The organism is Gilliamella sp. ESL0405, from assembly GCF_019469205.1.
Lineage (GTDB): Bacteria > Pseudomonadota > Gammaproteobacteria > Enterobacterales > Orbaceae > Gilliamella.
Map to the genome: position 1 here is coordinate 1008940 of NZ_CP048265.1, position 19426 is coordinate 1028365.

At 39.2% G+C, this 19426-nt stretch carries 18 protein-coding genes; 11 read left to right on the forward strand and 7 right to left on the reverse strand.

Going from position 1 to position 19426, the window contains the following annotated elements; all coding sequences use genetic code 11:
• Nucleotides 1-39 precede the first annotated feature (39 nt).
• Genes glk through GYM74_RS04505 form a run of 3 tightly spaced genes read left to right on the forward strand, consistent with a single transcriptional unit; the run spans nt 40 to nt 1691 of the window.
• On the forward strand, nt 40-999 hold the full coding sequence (gene glk / locus GYM74_RS04495) for a glucokinase (RefSeq protein WP_220219294.1): 960 nt from the start codon (nt 40-42) through the stop codon (nt 997-999).
• A 24-nt stretch (nt 1000-1023) separates the two neighbouring features.
• Nucleotides 1024-1272, forward strand: coding sequence for a YcgL domain-containing protein (locus GYM74_RS04500; protein ID WP_220219295.1), 249 nt, complete (start codon nt 1024-1026; stop codon nt 1270-1272).
• The gene (locus tag GYM74_RS04505; RefSeq protein WP_220219296.1) at nt 1269-1691 is read left to right on the forward strand and encodes a YcgN family cysteine cluster protein; all 423 of its coding nucleotides are present in this window, start codon (nt 1269-1271) and stop codon (nt 1689-1691) included. Before GYM74_RS04500 ends, GYM74_RS04505 begins: the two co-directional genes overlap by 4 nt.
• A gap of 32 nt (nt 1692-1723) precedes the next feature.
• On the opposite strand, the gene GYM74_RS04510 is transcribed toward GYM74_RS04505, so the two are convergent.
• Nucleotides 1724-2281 (reverse strand): YggT family protein, encoded by a 558-nt coding sequence (locus GYM74_RS04510; protein WP_220219297.1) that lies wholly within the window; start codon nt 2279-2281, stop codon nt 1724-1726.
• Between the two features lie 36 nt (nt 2282-2317).
• Nucleotides 2318-3019, reverse strand: a complete 702-nt coding sequence (locus GYM74_RS04515) for a YggS family pyridoxal phosphate-dependent enzyme (protein ID WP_220219298.1) — start codon at nt 3017-3019, stop codon at nt 2318-2320.
• A gap of 33 nt (nt 3020-3052) precedes the next feature.
• Here GYM74_RS04515 and GYM74_RS04520 point away from each other — a divergent pair, with 33 nt between their 5' ends.
• From GYM74_RS04520 to GYM74_RS04535, 4 genes are all read left to right on the forward strand, one after another.
• Entirely contained in the window at nt 3053-4009 is a 957-nt protein-coding gene (locus tag GYM74_RS04520) for a type IV pilus twitching motility protein PilT (protein WP_220219299.1), read from the forward strand.
• Nucleotides 4010-4153: 144 nt separating this feature from the next.
• A complete protein-coding gene (proC, locus tag GYM74_RS04525) occupies nt 4154-4963 on the forward strand; it encodes a pyrroline-5-carboxylate reductase (RefSeq protein WP_220219300.1) in 810 nt (269 codons plus the stop codon).
• 313 nt (nt 4964-5276) lie between these two features.
• On the forward strand, nt 5277-5486 hold the full coding sequence (locus GYM74_RS04530) for a cold shock domain-containing protein (RefSeq protein WP_220219301.1): 210 nt from the start codon (nt 5277-5279) through the stop codon (nt 5484-5486).
• Between the two features lie 177 nt (nt 5487-5663).
• Nucleotides 5664-5945, forward strand: a complete 282-nt coding sequence (locus tag GYM74_RS04535; protein ID WP_220219302.1) for a DUF5339 domain-containing protein — start codon at nt 5664-5666, stop codon at nt 5943-5945.
• A gap of 14 nt (nt 5946-5959) precedes the next feature.
• Here GYM74_RS04535 and GYM74_RS04540 read toward each other — a convergent pair whose 3' ends face one another.
• From GYM74_RS04540 to GYM74_RS04550, 3 genes are all read right to left on the reverse strand, one after another.
• Nucleotides 5960-6445, reverse strand: a complete 486-nt coding sequence (locus tag GYM74_RS04540) for a thermonuclease family protein (RefSeq protein ID WP_220219303.1) — start codon at nt 6443-6445, stop codon at nt 5960-5962.
• Between the two features lie 439 nt (nt 6446-6884).
• Complete coding sequence (fabA, locus tag GYM74_RS04545; protein ID WP_220219625.1) at nt 6885-7406, reverse strand: bifunctional 3-hydroxydecanoyl-ACP dehydratase/trans-2-decenoyl-ACP isomerase; 522 nt, start codon at nt 7404-7406, stop codon at nt 6885-6887.
• A gap of 142 nt (nt 7407-7548) precedes the next feature.
• Complete coding sequence (locus GYM74_RS04550) at nt 7549-9321, reverse strand: Lon protease family protein (protein WP_220219304.1); 1773 nt, start codon at nt 9319-9321, stop codon at nt 7549-7551.
• A gap of 193 nt (nt 9322-9514) precedes the next feature.
• On the opposite strand from GYM74_RS04550, the gene GYM74_RS04555 reads away from it, so the two are divergent.
• Nucleotides 9515-11287: a DUF3413 domain-containing protein gene (locus GYM74_RS04555; protein ID WP_220219305.1), complete on the forward strand. Its 1773-nt coding sequence runs from the start codon at nt 9515-9517 to the stop codon at nt 11285-11287.
• Between the two features lie 17 nt (nt 11288-11304).
• Here GYM74_RS04555 and lipA read toward each other — a convergent pair whose 3' ends face one another.
• Complete coding sequence (gene lipA, locus GYM74_RS04560) at nt 11305-12264, reverse strand: lipoyl synthase (protein WP_220219306.1); 960 nt, start codon at nt 12262-12264, stop codon at nt 11305-11307.
• Between the two features lie 11 nt (nt 12265-12275).
• Nucleotides 12276-12896 carry a lipoyl(octanoyl) transferase LipB gene (gene lipB / locus GYM74_RS04565; RefSeq protein ID WP_220219307.1) on the reverse strand — a complete coding sequence of 207 codons (621 nt, stop codon included), beginning with the start codon at nt 12894-12896 and terminating at the stop codon, nt 12276-12278.
• Between the two features lie 374 nt (nt 12897-13270).
• Between lipB and aceE the strand changes: the two genes are divergently transcribed.
• Genes aceE through lpdA form a run of 3 tightly spaced genes read left to right on the forward strand, consistent with a single transcriptional unit; the run spans nt 13271 to nt 19006 of the window.
• Entirely contained in the window at nt 13271-15937 is a 2667-nt protein-coding gene (gene aceE / locus GYM74_RS04570) for a pyruvate dehydrogenase (acetyl-transferring), homodimeric type (protein WP_220219308.1), read from the forward strand.
• Nucleotides 15938-15949: 12 nt separating this feature from the next.
• Nucleotides 15950-17566 (forward strand): pyruvate dehydrogenase complex dihydrolipoyllysine-residue acetyltransferase, encoded by a 1617-nt coding sequence (gene aceF / locus GYM74_RS04575; RefSeq protein WP_220219309.1) that lies wholly within the window; start codon nt 15950-15952, stop codon nt 17564-17566.
• A gap of 15 nt (nt 17567-17581) precedes the next feature.
• Nucleotides 17582-19006: a dihydrolipoyl dehydrogenase gene (lpdA, locus tag GYM74_RS04580; protein ID WP_220219310.1), complete on the forward strand. Its 1425-nt coding sequence runs from the start codon at nt 17582-17584 to the stop codon at nt 19004-19006.
• Nucleotides 19007-19426 lie beyond the last annotated feature (420 nt).

The following is a 19426-nucleotide window of genomic DNA, read 5'->3' on the forward strand; positions in this document are numbered from 1 at the left end:
TCAATTAAAAAGAATTTATTTTTTACACAAGGGAATACAATGAGTCAATACGCACTAGTCACTGATATTGGTGGAACCAATGCCCGCTTCGCATTATACAATTTAGCAACTAACGAGCTTTCCGCTATCACCAAAATTCTGATTTCAAAAAACGATGATTTACTTAAACTGATTAAAGATTATTTAGCGTCTCAATCAACGACAATCGATAAGGCTTGTATTGCTATCGCTTGCCCGATTGGTGAAGATGATGTCATTAATATGACCAATAATAATTTATCCTTTTCACGTTCAGCGCTGATTAAAGAATTAAATCTAAGCAAACTTGAAGTGATTAACGATTTTATGGCGGTCTCGAGTTCGATTCCCCAACTACCGAAATCAGATTTGGTAAAAATAGGGGGCGAAGAGCCTGACCTTGATTATCCGATAGCTATTTATGGCGCAGGTACCGGATTGGGCGTTTCTCACTTAATTAAAGTCAATGGCAACTGGATTAGCTTGCCCGGTGAAGGTGGACATACTGAACTGCCGATGACCAATGACGCAGAAGACCGTATTTTAGCTCAGTTGCGCAAAAAATTTGGGCGTGTTTCAAGTGAGCGTTTTTTATCGGGCAATGGTATTGTTAATATTTATCAAGCGTTATTACAGATCCACAATCAACCTGTTGAAGATGTGACACCTGATATTATCGTCAAAAAAGCGCTTGCTAATAGTTGTCCGATTTGTTTAGAAACATTAACCTATTTTTGTACGTTTATGGGGCGATTTGGTGGCAACTTAGCGCTAACCCTCAATACACTTGGTGGGGTTTATATTGCCGGTGGTATTGTGCCACGCTTTATTGAATTTTTTAAAACATCGCCATTTAGAGAAGCATTTGAACACAAAGGACGAATGTCTTATCTGGTTAAAAAAGTACCGGTTTATGTGATAACGCATGAAGACCCGGGGCTATTTGGCGCAGGTGTTTATTTACAAAATAGTCTTAAGTAGGTAGTCGAGTAAGGTTTTATTTTTATGATGTGGTGTTATATTTATCGTAGTGATAAAAAAGAGAACTGTTATTTATATATGGAAAATGAAAATGATTTTTCCGCAATTCCTGAAAATGTAATGTCAATTTTTGGCAAGCCTGTATTTGTTATGAAAGTATTATTGGACGGAAAACGACGGTTTGTTGTTGGCACTTCTGATGAGATAGAGGAAAAGATCAAGGTCGATGGATTTTTCTTACAAATGTTACATGAAGATGACTTTAAAGTATGATTGAACCATTTTGGCAACACAAAACACTTGAGCAAATGACAGATGATGAATGGGAACAACTGTGTGACGGTTGTGGTCAGTGCTGCTTGAATAAATTAATGGATGAAGATACTGACGAAATCCTATACACCAACGTAGCGTGTAATTTACTTGATTCAAAAACTTGCCAATGTAAACATTATCACAATCGTTTTGACTATGAGCCTGATTGCGTCAAGTTAACCCGTGAAAATCTGCTGACTATTGAGTGGTTGCCTTTAACATGTACCTACCGTTATTTTTCTCAAACAGGCGAACTGCCAGAGTGGCACCCGCTGATAACGGGAAGTAAAAAAATGATGCATAAACTTAAAATATCGGTCAGAAATAGGATTGTTTACGAAAAAGATGTGATTTTTTGGGAAGATCACATTCTATAAAAAAGGGAGCATTGCTCCCTTTTTTTAAATGCTTATAGCATTAACCAAAAATTACCAAAAATATCAATAGCGAATAAATTCAAAAAGATTAAGATAAACATCACTATCATAAATGAGATATCGATCATGCCAATCGGTGGAACGACACGACGGATTGGTGCAACCAATGGCTCGGTTAATTGAGCAAGTAACTGGTCGGCAGAAGATTGACCACGACTTATCCAACTTAAAAGCGCTCTAAAAAATAGTAACCAAAATAGTAAGTGTCCAATTGCATGTGCCATAACCGCAACGGCATACCATAAATAGGCAGAATTCCACAGTGGTGCATTTATCACTTTAAAGCGAAATAAGAAAATAACTTTAATTATTGCAACGATATAAAAGATAACCCATGTGGCGGTATCTATCCGCCCAATTGACGGAATCAATCTTCGTAGCGGGGCAATTACCGGTTGGGTAATGCGAACAATAAATTGTGTGAATGGAAAATCGAAATTAACCCGCACTCGTTGCATCCACAAGCGTAAAATGATGACATATAAGCAAACGGTTAAAACAGTATTTCCCAGGAAGATAAGTGATATCATTTAGTACTCCTTAATATATTATCTGCCAGCAATATATCATAAATATTGTCTTGCTCCAAAGATCGCAGTGCCAATGCGTACCATGGTACTGCCTGCCATAATGGCTGCTTTCATATCGCCACTCATGCCCATGGATAACTGATCCATAAATGGGTATTTTACCTGTAATGATTGTAAAAGCTGTTGCATTTGTTGAAAAACAGCCAATTGCTTTTCAACATCATTTTCTATTTCCGGTATCGCCATTAACCCTTTTAAATTTAGCTTAGGCAAAGTGATAACCTGCTCAACTAAATCCTCAACTTGCTGCGGTAATATTCCGGATTTACTGGCTTCTTGGCTAATATTGACTTGGATAAGAACATTAAGTTTTGCCATGTTATCGGGGCGTTGATCATTTAAACGCTGTGCGATTTTGAAACGATCTAACGTGTGCATCCAATCAAAGTTTTCCGCAACTAATTTGGTTTTATTCGATTGCAACGGACCAATAAAATGCCAAATCAATGCAGTAGCTGGCTGATGTTGTTTGAAATATTGGATCTTTTCAACACCTTCTTGCACATAATTTTCACCAAAAGAGAATTGTCCTGCTTCAATCGCTTGTGTGATTAATTCGACAGGTTTTGTTTTACTGACAGCAATAAGCTCAATGGAATTGGGATCACGATCGCATTGTTGAGCGATTTGGATTATTTCATTTTTAATTGTCTTTAAATTGTCAGTTACAGTATTCATGTTTATTCTCAATTAAATTTTAGGTTAAAGTAAATGTTAAAATCAATTTTGTCACTTAGTGTAGCGCAAAATGCCTCGGATTTGCACCTTTCCAGCGGCGCTTTCCCGTGTATGCGTATTAACGGACAATTGCAATTTGTATCAGATAACAAATTATCATCAACGCAACTGGAAACAGAACTGTTTGCCTTGCTCGATATGTGTCAGGTAAATAAGTTGCAGCAATATGGCCAACTTGATTTGGCATTTCACAATGAAATAGGGCGCTTTCGGGTTAATATTTTCTATCAACAACGTGGCATATCGGCAGTATTTCGAATTATCAATGACCGCATTGCTGACATGTCTGAAATTGGCGTCCCTGCTGTTTTAAAAACGCTTGTTAACCAACAATCGGGAATCATTCTGATTACCGGCGCAACCGGTAGTGGTAAATCAACCACATTAGCATCCTTAATCCAATATATAAATCAAACCCAAGCAAAACATATTATTACTTTAGAAGATCCTATTGAGTATATCTATCAAAATGACAAGTCATTAATTGAACAACGTGAATTATCGCAATTTGATCAAGCAATGGAAAGTCTTTTAAGACAAGATCCCGATATTATCCTATTTGGCGAACTACGCAATAAACAATCGATCGAAGCGGCTTTGTCGGTTGCTGAAACGGGACATTTAGTTTTAGCAACATTACATACCCGTTCGGCGATTGAAACGATAAATCGTCTGATAGATGTATTTGAAGGCAATGCGCAAAACTTTATCCGTAGTCAATTATCCGATAGTTTACAAGCGATTGTATGCCAGCAATTAATCACGGTTGATAACCAGCGTAAAGCCCTTTTTGAAGTCCTGATTAACACTCCGGCAGTTGCTAACTTAATAAAAGAGGGCAAAACCAAACAGATTTTATCGTTAATACAGACCGGACAACAACATGGCATGCAACTGATGCCTGATACTCATCATTCAATCACTGAGTAAAATATTGATAAAAGGCGATGCGGTATTGCAACATCGAAGCAGGGATTTACAGAGCATGATGCCTGTGCTTTTGATTTGAGTTTTAGGCATAAAGTAATCTATAATCGTTACAAATTTAGCTCAAAAAATGGGGGAGTAAAATAGATGGAACAGCGTATAGGTATTATCGGTTTGGGCAATATGGGAAATGCTATATTACAAGGCATATTAACCAGTAATATTGTGCAAGGAAACCAAATTTATGTTTATGATCCTCACCTTGAAAAAGGGCAAGCATTAAATGCATCACATGCAATCAATAATTTAGCGTCAGCCAGAGATGTCGCACGTGAATCCGATCTTGTTTTTATTGCGGTAAAGCCTAATGTCATTGTTGATGTGTTAAACGATATTCAAAAAGAATTGAAGAAAAATACTATTGTGATCTCAATTGCAGCAGGCGTGACAATTAAAACCATAGCCAAATGTGTCGGCTATGAACAAAAAATTGTCCGAGTTATGCCAAATACACCGGCATTAGTTAATGCGGCGATGTGCTCCATTACGCCAAATACTGAAGTGACAGATGATGAGCTGTCGATTGTACAACGATTATTAAATTGTATTGGCGAAACTGAAGTTGTCCCCGAATATTTAATTGATGCCGTTATTGGTGCGAGTGGTTCTTCACCGGCTTTTGTTTTTATGTTTATCGAAGCGCTAGCTGACGGTGCTGTCAAAGCCGGATTATCAAGAAAACAAGCCTATAAATTTGCAGCGCAAGCCGTAATGGGATCAGCCAAACTGTTACTCGCTACTGGCAAACATCCCGGCGAGTTGAAAGATATGGTCTGCTCACCGGCTGGCACCACTATTGAAGGGGTGCAGATGCTTGAAGAAAAAGGCTTTAGAGCAGCGGTGATTGATGCAGTTGAAGCAACGATCAATAAATCAAAAGCGCTTGCTGAAAAGTAATCATTGAATTTTATTATCGGGGTCAAGGTATCCTCACTAATCAATTATGATAAATGATTTTTTAGCGAGGATAGCTAAATAAATTGAAAGATTGCTTGCGTTGTTTAACATTTTGTGCGTTAATAGTCACCAGCATATAACATGCAGATTTATTTTGTAACATTTGATTCGCGTAGTTTGTAGTTTACTTGATATCAAGATTTGTATTAGTTTTCTTCATCTTTTCTTCTCAGTGTTCTTAAGTAGTCTAGGTTTTATGTATTTGAATATAGCCCTTAATGGCTGAGATAAATTTATTTATAGGAAAATTATTATGTCTAAAAAAACAGGTCAAGTTAAATGGTTCAACGAAAGTAAAGGTTTTGGTTTTATATCTCCTGCTGACGGCAGCAAAGATGTATTTGTTCACTTCTCAGCGATTACTGGTGACGGATTCAAAACTTTAGGCGAAGGTCAACAAGTTGAATTTTCAATTCAAGATAGCCCACGTGGTCCTTCTGCTGCAGATGTAACAATAATCTAATTTTGATTATTTTCTTACCAGTAACTTGTTACTGGTAAGTTCCCACCTCAGTATTTCTTTACTTCTTTTTTCTAGACTTTTACCATTTTGTTTTATATTATAATTCCTGCTTTTTAAGCAATGTTGTTTTATGTTGACAACAATCTAATGAAAATTAATTGATTATAAGGAAACACAATGAAAAAGTTAGCATTATCTGTTGTATTATTAAGTTTATCTTCTTTTGCCATGGCTGATTTATCTGCTACTTGTCAAACTTACTTTGATAGCATCGATGAATATATCAAAGATATGCCAACTGCAGGATTAACAGCAGAACAATTAGAAATGATGAAATCAGGACTTGAGCAAAGCAAACAACAAGTAGCGGCAATGCCTACTGATACTCAAGAATCTGCATGTAAACAAGGTATTGAAGCACTTAAACAAGCTCAAGCAGCTACGCCTACTAAAAAATAATATTTAGTTAAGGTTTATTGTTTATTACGATAACGAAATTGCCAAGGGGCTATCGGATTTTTGTCTTTCCATAGCCCTTTGTTGTTTAATTTGGCTTGCTTTTCTCGTTTAACCATTAATTTATTGCTTGCTTTACCTCGATATCGATATGCCCACGCATAACCATTTTCAACCATTTTGGCATTAATATTCATTTTATTATAAAAGATCGTGCCTAATGTCCTATTGTAAATATCTTTTTTGTTTGCTTTGACAAACACATATTTGCCGGCAATAAGTGAGGCTAAATATTTTCTTGATGCATTACCATATGCTTGACCTTTCTCCGGTGCATCAATATCCAGCAAACGGATTCGTACTTTTTGGTTTGTGATTGTCAGTAAATCGATCGTATCACCGTCGAGCACCTTAATGACCGCACCATTTAAGTCGGCAAAAACTACACCAATTGACAGGCAAAATAATAAAATTGCAAGGAAAAAACGATTAACTAATTTCATAAGTGGCAACAATTACAAAAATTTAAATTATTATACTGATAATATCAAAAATACTAAATGCGCAAAGCGTGTATATAGCCCAATACTAGCTTGTTATTCATCAATTAGATTCCTTTGCTAGCTATCCGTTTTTCACTAAATTGCGGATTGATTGACTAAATCATTTATGGAAGAGAGGGTAGCAATTTCAAAAATACTAAATGAGTAAAGCTGCATCAAGCCAATAATAGCTTGTTATTCATCAATTAGATTCGTTTGCTAGCTATCCGTTTTTCACTGAATTGCGAATTGATTGACTAAAATCACTTATGGAAGATAGGTTAGTAATATCAAAATAGTCAGAAATACAGATTTGGCAGAGTGGCGAGATAGATTGGAAAATTAAACTATCGATCAGCCTTACCGATTAACTGTAAGGCTGAGTAAGCTTAACTAAAAATTAAAAAGCGTTAGTATCTTGAAATAGCCCGACTTTTAGATCAGAAGCTTGATAGATAAGTTTACCGTCAACATAAACTTCACCGTCACCGATACCCATAATTAATTTACGGTTAATGACACGTTTAAAATGTATTTTATAGGTGACTTTTTTATTGGTTGGTAATACTTGACCAGCGAATTTTACCTCGCCTACGCCCAGCGCTCGACCTTTACCTTTACCACCAATCCAGCCTAAATAAAAGCCAACTAATTGCCACATGGCATCAAGCCCAAGGCAACCGGGCATCACCGGATCATTTTTAAAATGACATTTGAAAAACCATAAGTCAGGGTTAATATCAAGTTCAGCTTCAACATAACCTTTGCCAAAGTTACCGCCTTGCTCATCCATGTTAACAACACGATCCATCATTAACATTAAATCAGAAGGTAATGGGGGACCGTCATGACCAAAGAGTTCATTGTTTCCTGATTTAATGAGATCCGCTTTATCGTACGAAGATTTACGTTCAAATGTCATAAAAAAGCCTTTTATTTTGTCATTACATACACGATTATAAACATCACTATTGACTAAAATATTACGCATAATAGTAACGGTGTAATGTGAGTTACTTAGCCATTTATCAATGGCGCCTGGCGGTAAAGTTTATTGTGTATTGCTATTTTTTGCAATATTTTTGCCACCTGCTAAACCAACTATCTTGCTTTTTTTCTTGCACTAGCAGTGACTGCATACGAGCATGAATCAATTTATATAGGCTGATATTCGCCTCATCTTTGTAGGGAATGCCGGTTAATAAATACAGGGCATCAGCGATATGCTCTACCGTCCAAATCGAGAATTTATCTTGCTCAACCGCAGCTATCACCTCATCACTTAAACTTAAATGGCGTTGATTACTCGCCGGAATAATCACACCTTGTTGGCCGGTTAAGCCTTGATGCTGACAAACGGCAAAAAATCCTTCAATTTTTTCATTTACCCCGCCGATTGATTGAACATGACCGAATTGATCCACTGAGCCGGTTACTGCCAATTGCTGGTCGATAGCTTGACCGGATAGGGCGCTAATAATCGCGCATAAACCGGCTAGCGATGCACTGTCACCGTCAATCTCGCTATAAGATTGTTCAAATACTAACGATGTAGAAAAGGGCAATTGATGATTAATGGCAAATTCAGACATAATAAAAGCCTGCATAATCATCATACCTTTAGAGTGGATATTTCCTGCCAGTTCGGTTTTGCGCTCAATATCAATAAATTCACCGTCGCCATAATGCACAAGGCAACTTATTCGGGTTGGCTCACCAATTGCTTTTGGGTAGCCGGGGTATTCAAGAACGGATAACCCATTAATTTGCCCGACAACTTGGTCTTTAGTATTAATCACGATTTGATCGGTAAAAAACTCATCATGAAAGCGCTCAGTGAGATAGTTCTCACGCCATCCTTTTTGTTCAAGTGCTTTACCCACAGCAAGTTTATCAATCTGATTATTTTCGGCAAAATAACTTGCCTCAAGCAGTAGCGATTGTGCCCACTCTACCGATAACGGAAGACAGTTTTGATCGCCGGTAAAACGGGTTGCTTGTTTAAATATTGTCATAAAAGCAGTCGGTTCAATAGCCGGTAATTGTAATTGTTGGGCAATAAATTGCAGATAATTCGTCCACAGATCGATTTGCTTGTCTGATGATATTGTTAATTCGTTTTCAAATTCAGCATAGATAGCTGAATTGAAAAACTCCGGTTCAAACTCCTGCAATTCAGTCATACTTAGCCGGTCACCAACTAAAATTAACCGTAAATCTAGCGGCATGGCTGGAATGGTTAACGGTAAAGGGTGGGCATCATCGGCTGAAAACCATTCAAACACGCCATTATTAATCATCTGTTTTAATTTAACCCACAATGCAGGTTGCGATAATAGCGAACGCAAACCTAAAATGAGCACACCACCATTAGCGTGATGAACTAACCCTGCTTGCAATTTGATTGGACGATTGTCCGGCTGCCTGACACAGCCAAAGAGTTTTTCTAGATCAACGCTAGTTTGCGCTAAGCAATTATCTTCAATAGCAAAGTTGTCTTGACGGGTTTTGGCCGTGGTTAAAGTGATTTTATTTTCACTAATATTGTAACTATACCCTAACGCTGGCTCAGCTAAGTTGGTTTTAACCGATTGTTTTAACAAATCAAAAAATAGCTCGCTTTCGGTGGCTTTTAATAACATAAAACGAGAGCGATATTTTGATGTCTTGTTATTGCATAAAAGCGATACCGCTGAGGCGACACGAGGTTGCCAAGCGAGCACATTTGTTGATCCAAAATCCGGTAAATCGGTCTGTGTTTTGTTCTTTTTTTCAAGTTCTACGATTAGATTTGTATCGGGTTGGATCTGTTGTGATTTGAGTTGTTTGATTGCCAAAATTATTATCTTATTTGATCAGCTAAATTATATTTTGAATTATAGCAAGTATCGATTACAACGCCAACAGATAACAGGGATCTTTGTGCTAACAAATAAAAAAATTACAGAAAGATTTTTCAAAATCGGGTAAACTGTCGGGAATTTTTAATGTTTCGTTTTCTTCATTTAATATCATTATCAACAATTATATATGCTCAAACTCAAAAATAATCACATCAAAGATGACCAAGCTTCGCAGATTGTCAGTTGGGGACACTGGTTCACGCTGTTTAATATTTTTGTAGTCATTATACTGGGTAGTCAATATTTGGTGATCGCTGATTGGCCACGTACATTTATGGGGCGATTTTATGCCATTATTAGTGTAATGGGGCATTTTAGTTATTTGACATTTATTACTTATTTGGTACTTATTTTTCCGCTCAGTTTTTTTATCCATTCCTCACGTTGGCAGCGGATTTTCGCCACTATTATTGCCACTTTAGGAATTACTTTACTGTTAATTGATTTAGAGGTCTTTTCACATTTCAGAATGCACCTTAACTTATCAATTTGGCAGTTACTGAGTTCAAATAAAGCCTCTTTTTTAAGCACAGCATTTATTTTAATTCCGTTTATTTTACTGATTGAAATTCTATTTTCGTTATGGAGCTGGAAAAAACTGCGTAGTTTAAGTAAACGTAAGCGCTATGCAAAACCAGTTGTTATCGGCTTTATTCTCTGTTTTGTTTCATCTCACCTAATTCATATCTGGGCTGATGCGAACTTTTATCGTCCAATTACAATGCAACGTTCGAGTTTACCGTTATCTTACCCGTTAACGGCTCGTCATTTCCTTGAACGATATGGCTTTATTGAAGAGAACGACTACCGAAATCGCACCATTCAAGAAGGCAACCCATTTGCTATTGCTATCGAATACCCACTGGGACGAGTGGTATTTGATGAGCCACAAACAAAGCAAAATGTATTAATGGTTGTCATTGACGGTTGGAGTGAACAGCTATTAGCCAACAATATGCCTTGGCTAAAAGAATTTGCACAAGACAATCTACAGTTCGACAACCACTTTAGTGCTAGCAATCAAGCCTATTTGAATAACTTTTCACTGTTTTATGGATTAGATCCTAATTATTACAACAGTATTTTGGCTAGCCATAAGACTTCGGTTTTATTTGATACTGTTGCTAAGCAACACTACAATCTTGGATTGTTTTCATCCAGCGGGTTTGTTGAGCCTTTATACCGTTATGCGTTACTGTCTAACTTTACGCTGCCGGAACCGAAAAAACAGTCCAATAAACAAACTACCGACTATTGGATGGCATGGCACGATGAGCAAAATAAACTTGAAAATCACGCGCCACTGTTCTCATTGATCCACTACTCGCTTGGCGTGAAAAACAAAAAGATGACCATTGCCGAATTAGCGTCAGATGCTAAAAAGTTAGATCAATATTTACAATCCTTGATCGCCTATCTGAAACAAAGTGGCGCTTATGATAACACGGTGATTATTATCACCGGCTCAAATGATATTTCGATTGATGAAAGCAAAAAATTGGTTTTCCGTGAAAGTGGTGATCGTTTTAATCGGGAAGTGCTTAAAATGCCATTGATTATCGCATGGCCAAATAAAGATAAAGCAAAAATCACTGATATTACATCTCAAACAGATATTTTACGCACATTAATGCAAGACGTATTGAATGTAACAACGCCACCACAACAATACAGTCAAGGTAAAAACTTATTTAATCAAAGCCCACGGCAATGGGTTGTGGCTGGGGGTGAAAATGCAATTGCAGCCTTGTATGACGATAAAACGATTGTTATTGATGCCTTTGGTCGTTCAAAAATCTACAATTTAACTGGCAAGTTACAAAAAAGTGAAAAGATGAGTTTACCGCTATTTTTGCAGATTGTGACTGAAAACCGTCGCTTTATGGTGGTGGATAACTAAATAAAAAAAGGTGAAGATTACTTCACCTCTTTTCCCATAGCTTGCAAATCGGCATGATACGATGAGCGAACAAATGGACCACAGGCCGCATGAGTAAATCCCATATCTAAAGCGATCTGTTTCAATTCATCAAATTCAGCCGGCGAGACATAGCGCTCAACCGGTAAATGGTACTGACTGGGTTGCAAATATTGACCCAAAGTTAGCATGGTCACGCCGTGCGTACGTAAATCTTTCAACACTTGAATTAACTCTTCATTGGTTTCGCCCAACCCGACCATTAGCCCGGATTTGGTTGGAATATCCGGATGCTTCTCTTTAAATGCTGCCAGTAATTTCAACGAACCTTGATAGTTTGCCCCCGGTCGAATTTTTTTGTATAAACGCGGAATGTTTTCTAAATTATGGTTAAACACATCGGGTGGTGCTTCGCTCAATACCTCGACCGCTTGCTCGATACATCCACGGAAATCGGGCGTAAGGGTCTCGACTTTGACATTCGGGCTTAAGGCGCGAATCTGTTGTGTACAAGCTGCAAAATGGCTTGCTCCGCCGTCTTTAAGGTCATCTCGGTCAACTGAGGTAATGACCACATAGCGCAATTTCATCTCTTCAATGGTTTTAGCCAATTTTAGTGGCTCTTGCTGATCGGGTGGTAAAGGTCTACCGTGGGCAACATCACAAAATGGACAGCGCCGTGTACAGATATCACCTAAGATCATAAAAGTCGCTGTACCGTGGTTAAAACACTCTGCCAAATTGGGGCACGAGGCTTCCTCGCACACTGAGTGTAATCCATGTTTACGCAGTGTGGATTTGATATGCGCAATATTATCGGAATGTGCTGAAAGTTTAATTCTCATCCAATCGGGTTTTTTTAATGGTGCTGCTTCTTCTATGGTGATTGTTGGAATTAAACGGGTTTTGTCAGCATCACGATATTTTGAGCTTCTGACTGTCATTTCTTCATTTTGCATAATTAGATATCTTATTTGTTGAGTAATTGACTGAGAAAATTATCAGCGAGTAATTTCCTTATTAAATTACGGTCAATTTGTGATTTAAATTGTTTCAATTGAGTCATCTGCAATCCTGCATAACCACAAGGATTGATGTTATTAAAAGGCTTCAGATCCATATCAACATTCAGTGCCAACCCATGCAAGGTACAACCCTGTTTGATATGTAAGCCTAGCGAACAGATTTTTTTATCATCAATATATACACCGGGCGCGTCGGATTTGGCATAAGCTATAATATCATAGTGTGCTAAGGTTTGTATGACACTATTTTCTAAATAACTGACCATATCCCGGATACCGATTTTTGCTCTTTTTAAATCGAATAAAACATACATAATTTGCTGACCCGGCGCATGATAGGTGATCTGCCCACCCCGATCGGTTTGAATAACCGGTATCTCGGATTGAACTAGCAAATGTTCGGCTTTTCCCACTTTACCTTGCGTGAAAACCGGAGGATGTTCAACAAACCAAATTTGATCCGGTGTGTTAGCATCACGGTTAACCGTGAACTCATGCATAGCATGGTAAGCTGTCATGTAAGGGGTGATCCCAAGATCTTTAATGATGATATTATCAACAATCATGATTATTCTTTAATCCAACGCCGTTTAACAGTTAATTAACAAATATATAGCAGATTTTACTATAGCTTGACAACTACAGTGCTTTCAAGGTATAACCAAATAAGTTGGTTTCAATAATCTCCCGCAAGTTAAATTTGATTTATATCAATTAATTACAGCGATTTTCTTATTATCTATTGAAATAGTTGATTAATTTGATAGGAATTAACATGCACATCTAGGCTTAGGTTTGCTTTACTTTTCTATCGAAAATGGCAGACTTATAGTCATAAAGCTCCATAATGCAGAATTGAAGCTTATACAGTTAGTTATGGCATAGGTTGTAGCTAAGGATAGCAAAACTGCATTTTTTTAAACAAAAAAGAGGTTTTAATATGTCGGACATGCAAATGAATGATATCGATCCAGTCGAAACGCAAGATTGGCTGAAAAGTATTGAGTCAATTATACGTGAAGAAGGCGTCGAACGTGCGCAATATATTATTGAACAAATAGTCAACAAAGCAAGAGATGGCGGCGTGCCATTACTTTTCGGCTCTTCAACCAGTAACTATATCAATACCATTCCTGTAGAAGAACAACCAGCATACCCAGGAGATTGGGAAATTGAAAGGCGCATTCGTTCAATTGTCCGTTGGAATGCCATTATGATGGTTCTTAGAGCATCGAAAAAAGATTTAGAGCTTGGCGGACACATGGCATCATTCCAATCTGCGGCGACTTTCTATGAAGTCTGTTTTAACCATTTTTTCCGTGCTCGTAACGACAAAGACGGTGGGGATTTAATCTATTTCCAAGGCCATATCTCACCGGGTATCTACTCACGTGCTTTCATTGAAGGGCGCCTAACGGAAGAGCAGCTTGACAATTTCCGTCAAGAAGTACACGGTAAAGGATTATCATCTTACCCTCATCCAAAATTAATGCCTGAATTCTGGCAATTCCCGACCGTATCAATGGGATTAGGTCCAATTAGTGCAATCTATCAAGCACGTTTCTTAAAATACTTAAATCATCGTGGTTTAAAAGATACTACTGAACAAACTGTCTATGCCTTCTTAGGTGACGGTGAAATGGACGAGCCGGAATCAAAAGGCGCAATCACCGTTGCAACACGTGAAAAATTAGACAACTTAGTATTTGTGGTTAACTGTAATTTACAACGTTTGGACGGTCCTGTTACCGGTAATGGTAAAATTATCAATGAACTCGAAGGCGTCTTTGCCGGTGCGGGTTGGAATGTGATTAAAGTGCTTTGGGGCGATCGCTGGGATAAATTATTACAGAAAGATACTTCAGGTAAATTAATCCGCTTAATGAACGAAACCTTAGACGGTGATTATCAAACATTAAAATCAAAAGACGGTGCTTACGTCCGTGAACACTTCTTTGGCAAATATCCGGAAACAGCCGAATTAGTTAAAGACATGAGCGATGAAGAGATCTTCCGCCTCAATCGTGGTGGTCAAGACCCGGCTAAGATGTTTGCTGCATTTGCAAGAGCAAAAGAGACTAAAGATCGTCCGACTGTCATTTTAGCTCACACCATTAAAGGCTACGGTATGGGGGAAGCGGCAGAAGCGAAAAACATCGCTCACCAAGTGAAAAAAATGAATATGGACGGCGTGCGTCATGTTCGTGATTTCTTCAACATTCCGGTTACCGATGAAGCCCTTGAAAAACTGCCTTACATTAAATTTGAAGAGCATACACCGGAATATAAATATATTCATGAACGCCGTGATGCATTACATGGCTATGTACCTTCAAGATTAACCAAATTTACCGGCAGTGTATCGATTCCGCCATTAAGCGAATTTGCTTCACTACTTGAAGCGCAATCTAAAGAGATCTCAACGACGATTGCTTTTGTGCGTGCATTAAATATCATGCTTAAAGATAAAGATCTAGCGCCTCGTTTAGTGCCAATTCTTGCCGATGAAGCACGTACCTTTGGTATGGAAGGTTTATTCCGTCAAATCGGTATTTACAACCCTCACGGTCAACAATATACCCCACAAGACAGAGAGCAAGTGGCTTACTATCGTGAAGATGAAAAAGGTCAAATTCTGCAAGAAGGGATCAATGAATGTGGTGCAACCGCTTCATGGTTGGCAGCGGCAACTTCATACAGTACTAACGACTTACCAATGATTCCATTTTATATCTACTACTCAATGTTTGGTTTCCAACGAGTCGGCGATTTAATGTGGGCAGCGGGTGATCAGCAAGCACGTGGCTTTATGATCGGTGGTACATCTGGTCGCACTACGTTAAATGGTGAAGGTTTACAACACCAAGACGGTCACAGCCATATCCAAGCATTAACCATTCCAAATTGTATCGCTTACGATCCGGCATATGCTTATGAAGTTGCTGTTATTATGCAAGACGGTTTACGTCGTATGTATGGTGAGCAAGAAAATGTCTACTACTACATCACCACACTAAACGAAAACTATGCACAACCTGCTATGCCGGAAGGAGCTGAAGAAGGTATCTGCCGTGGTATCTACAAACTTGATACCGTAGAAGGGCAAAAAGGTAAACCAACTGTACAGTTATTAGGTTCAGGTTCGATTTTACGTCATGTACGAGAAGCGGCTGATATCTTAGCGAAGAACTATGGTATTACTTCAGAAGTCTACAGCGTCACATCATTTACTGAACTTGCACGAGACGGTCAAGATTGTGAACGTTACAATATGTTACACCCTAGCGAAACACCAAAAGTGCCTTATGTTGCACAAATTATGAATAATAATCCAGCTGTGGTTTCTACTGATTATATGAAACTTTATGCCGAGCAAATACGTGGATTTGTCCCTGCTGAAAGCTACCGAGTACTAGGTACCGACGGCTTTGGACGCAGTGATAGTCGTGAAAACTTACGTCATCATTTTGAAGTTGATGCATCTTATGTTGTGGTTGCAGCATTGGGTGAACTTGCTAAACGTGGTGATATTGAAACAAGTGTTGTTGAAGAAGCGATCAAAAAGTTTGAGATCAATGCCGACAAACTTAACCCACGTAACGCATAAGAGGTAACAATAATGAGTATAGAAATAAAATTACCTGATATTGGTAGTGATGAAGTTGAAGTCACGGAAATTTTAGTTAAAGTCGGCGATCGGGTTGAAGTTGATCAGTCGTTATTAACCGTTGAAGGTGATAAAGCATCAATGGAAATTCCTGCGCCACAGGCCGGGATCGTCAAATCAATCATCGTTAAAGTGGGCGACAAAGTTAAAACTGGCGTCAATATCATGGTATTTGACGAAGAGGGCGCTAACGCAGCGTCCGCCAGCACTGAAACCAAAGCCACTGATGCGCCAGCTACAACACCGGCTGCCCCGGCAAACAGCGCAGCGACAGCCAGCAAAGTGGTTGATGTCACTGTACCTGATATCGGTGGTGATGAAGTTGAAGTAACTGAAATTTTAGTCAAAATCGGTGATAGTGTTGCGGTTGATGACTCGCTAATTACTGTTGAAGGCGATAAAGCGTCAATGGAAGTACCGGCAACAATAGCTGGTATTGTGAAAAATATTACAGTCAAAGTGGGTGACAAAGTCAAAACCGGCTCTAAAATCATGGAGTTTGAAGTCACAGCCACAGCGGCACCGGCAAGCCCAGCGACAACAACAGCGCCAGCACCTGCGGCAAAAACTGATGTGGCACCGGTTGCGGTAGCCAGCGCTCCGGCAACGACGGCACCTGCGGTTAAAACCGCTGATGACTTTGTTGAAAATGACGCTTATGCTCACGCCACGCCGTCTGTGCGTCGCTTAGCACGTGAATTTGGCGTCAATTTAGCAAAAGTACCACCGACAGGTCCTAAACATCGTATTTTACGTGAAGATATTCAAGCTTACGTTAAAAATGCTGTTAAACAAGTGGAAACCGGCGCAGCTTCCGGCGCATTACCGGGCTTACTGCCATGGCCAAAGGTTGATTTCAGCAAATTTGGCGAAGTGGAAAGCTTACCGCTAACCAAAATTCAGAAAGTTTCTGGGGCAAACCTACACCGAAATTGGGTGATGATCCCGCATGTGACTGAGTTTGATGAAACCGATATCACTGATCTTGAAGCATTCCGTAAGCAACAAAACGCCGAAGCGGACAAAAAGAAACTTGATGTTAAAATCACTCCGTTAGTGTTTATTATGAAAGCGGTCGCTAGTGCCTTAACGGCTTATCCACGCTTTAACAGCTCACTATCGGAAGATGCGCAAACGCTCATCATTAAAAAATACATCAATATTGGTGTTGCGGTAGATACGCCAAATGGTTTAGTCGTACCGGTATTTAAAGACGTCAACAAAAAAGGCATTATCGAACTATCACGTGAACTGGCTGAAGTATCGAAAAAAGCCCGTGAAGGTAAGTTAACCGGCGCAGATATGCAAGGGGGATGCTTCACCATTTCAAGCCTTGGCGGTATTGGTACTACCTCATTTACACCAATTGTCAATGCGCCTGAAGTCGGTATTTTAGGGGTATCACGCTCAAGTATGAAACCGGTATGGAATGGAAAAGAATTCACACCACGCTTAATGTTACCTTTATCACTATCATTCGATCATCGAGTGATTGACGGGGCAGATGGTGCACGCTTCTTAAGCCATATTGCTAACGTATTATCCGACTTACGTCGTTTAGTGATGTAAAGGAGGCTATCATATATGAGTCAAGAAGTTAAAACCCAACTTGTGGTATTAGGTGCAGGGCCAGCGGGATACTCCGCAGCCTTCCGAGCAGCCGATTTAGGATTAGACGTCACTTTAGTTGAACGCTATTCAACCTTAGGTGGTGTGTGTTTGAATGTGGGCTGTATTCCGTCAAAAGCTCTACTTCATGTGGCAAAAGTGATGGATGAAGCTAAATCCTTAACCGCTCATGGCATCCATTTTGGCACGCCAAAACTCGAACTTGATAAAGTGCGTGAATGGAAAGAAAAAGTCATCAATCAATTGACTAATGGCCTTGCCGGCATGGCAAAAATGCGCAAAGTCAATGTGATTCAAGGTGAAGCGCAATTTACCGGTAGCCATACTATGGATATCACATCAGCAAAAGGCATTACTAAACTTACGTTTGACAATGCGATCATTGCGGCTGGATCGCGTCCTATTACACTACCGTTTATACCGCACGATGACCCAAGAATATGGGATTCAACCGATGCGCTGGCGTTAACCACCATTCCGAAAAAATTATTGTTAATGGGTGGCGGAATTATCGGTCTGGAAATGGGCACGGTATACCATGCGCTAGGTTCTGAAGTGGACGTGGTTGAAATGTTCGATCAAGTCATTCCGGCAGCCGACAAAGATGTGGTAAAAGTCTTCACAAAACAGATTCAGAAGAAGTTTACCTTAAGACTAGAAACCAAAGTCACATCCGTTGAAGCAAAACATGACGCAATTTACGTCACCATGGAGAAAAAAGACGGCACAAGCGAAACACATACTTATGATGCCGTATTAGTGGCAATTGGACGCACACCAAACGGAAAATTGATTGGCGCCGAAAAAGCTGGGGTCAATGTTACCGACCGTGGCTTTATTGAAGTCGACAAACAGATGCGCACCAATGTACCGCACATTTATGCTATTGGCGATGTGGTAGGTCAACCAATGCTTGCCCATAAAGGTGTTCACGAAGGACACGTTGCAGCCGAAGTGATAGCCGGTAAAAAACACTACTTCGATCCAAAAACTATCCCGTCGATTGCTTACACCGAGCCGGAAGTGGCATGGGTTGGATTAACCGAAAAAGAAGCCATTGCTAAGGGAATCGATTATGAAGTAGCGATCTTCCCATGGGCAGCATCCGGACGAGCAATTGCCTCAGATTGTTCAGAAGGGATGACCAAACTGATCTTCAACAAATCAGACAATCGCCTATTAGGCGGAGCGGTTGTTGGCGCAAATGGCGGAGAACTACTGGGTGAAATCACCCTAGCGGTTGAAATGGGTTGTGATGCAGAAGATATAGCCCTAACCATCCATGCCCACCCAACCTTACACGAATCGATAGGCTTAGCGGCAGAAATCTACGAAGGAACAGTCACCGACCTTCCTAATGCCAAAGCAGTGAAAAAATAGTCACGATTCACCAAAAAAAACAAGCCGTCAATAACCTTGACGGCTTTCCCCCCCCCACAAAACCCAACACCATAGCCAATTTTGACAAGAACTTTCAGAAAACACCTATGTTTTAGTATAAAAATAAATTTTTAAAATTTTTTTGAACATATCCCAAAACCCAAACCGTTATCTTTCGCAATAACTTAAAAGGAGCACAAAAGACCTTGTCAAGAACTTTCAGAGAATACCTACGTTTTAGTATAAAAATAACTGTTCATGATATTTTCAAAAATATCGAAAAATCCACATTGCTATCTTTAATAATAACTTAAAAGATACACAAAACCTTGACAAGAACTTTCAGAACCCCCTGCGTTTTAGTGTTAAAGTTACAAATATCTATTAAATCAGACAAATAATTGTCACATAACTACCATA

Coding starts and splice junctions, on each gene's coding strand:
- lipA (WP_220219306.1), bottom strand. CDS start 12,264: ATGCAAAATGAAGAAATGACAGTCAGAAGCTCAAAATATCGTGATGCT.
- GYM74_RS04540 (WP_220219303.1), bottom strand. CDS start 6,445: ATGAAATTAGTTAATCGTTTTTTCCTTGCAATTTTATTATTTTGCCTG.
- GYM74_RS04555 (WP_220219305.1), top strand. CDS start 9,515: ATGCTCAAACTCAAAAATAATCACATCAAAGATGACCAAGCTTCGCAG.
- GYM74_RS04500 (WP_220219295.1), top strand. CDS start 1,024: ATGATGTGGTGTTATATTTATCGTAGTGATAAAAAAGAGAACTGTTAT.
- aceE (WP_220219308.1), top strand. CDS start 13,271: ATGTCGGACATGCAAATGAATGATATCGATCCAGTCGAAACGCAAGAT.
- fabA (WP_220219625.1), bottom strand. CDS start 7,406: ATGACATTTGAACGTAAATCTTCGTACGATAAAGCGGATCTCATTAAA.
- GYM74_RS04505 (WP_220219296.1), top strand. CDS start 1,269: ATGATTGAACCATTTTGGCAACACAAAACACTTGAGCAAATGACAGAT.
- proC (WP_220219300.1), top strand. CDS start 4,154: ATGGAACAGCGTATAGGTATTATCGGTTTGGGCAATATGGGAAATGCT.
- GYM74_RS04530 (WP_220219301.1), top strand. CDS start 5,277: ATGTCTAAAAAAACAGGTCAAGTTAAATGGTTCAACGAAAGTAAAGGT.
- lpdA (WP_220219310.1), top strand. CDS start 17,582: ATGAGTCAAGAAGTTAAAACCCAACTTGTGGTATTAGGTGCAGGGCCA.
- GYM74_RS04515 (WP_220219298.1), bottom strand. CDS start 3,019: ATGAATACTGTAACTGACAATTTAAAGACAATTAAAAATGAAATAATC.
- GYM74_RS04510 (WP_220219297.1), bottom strand. CDS start 2,281: ATGATATCACTTATCTTCCTGGGAAATACTGTTTTAACCGTTTGCTTA.
- aceF (WP_220219309.1), top strand. CDS start 15,950: ATGAGTATAGAAATAAAATTACCTGATATTGGTAGTGATGAAGTTGAA.
- GYM74_RS04520 (WP_220219299.1), top strand. CDS start 3,053: ATGTTAAAATCAATTTTGTCACTTAGTGTAGCGCAAAATGCCTCGGAT.
- glk (WP_220219294.1), top strand. CDS start 40: ATGAGTCAATACGCACTAGTCACTGATATTGGTGGAACCAATGCCCGC.
- lipB (WP_220219307.1), bottom strand. CDS start 12,896: ATGATTGTTGATAATATCATCATTAAAGATCTTGGGATCACCCCTTAC.
- GYM74_RS04535 (WP_220219302.1), top strand. CDS start 5,664: ATGAAAAAGTTAGCATTATCTGTTGTATTATTAAGTTTATCTTCTTTT.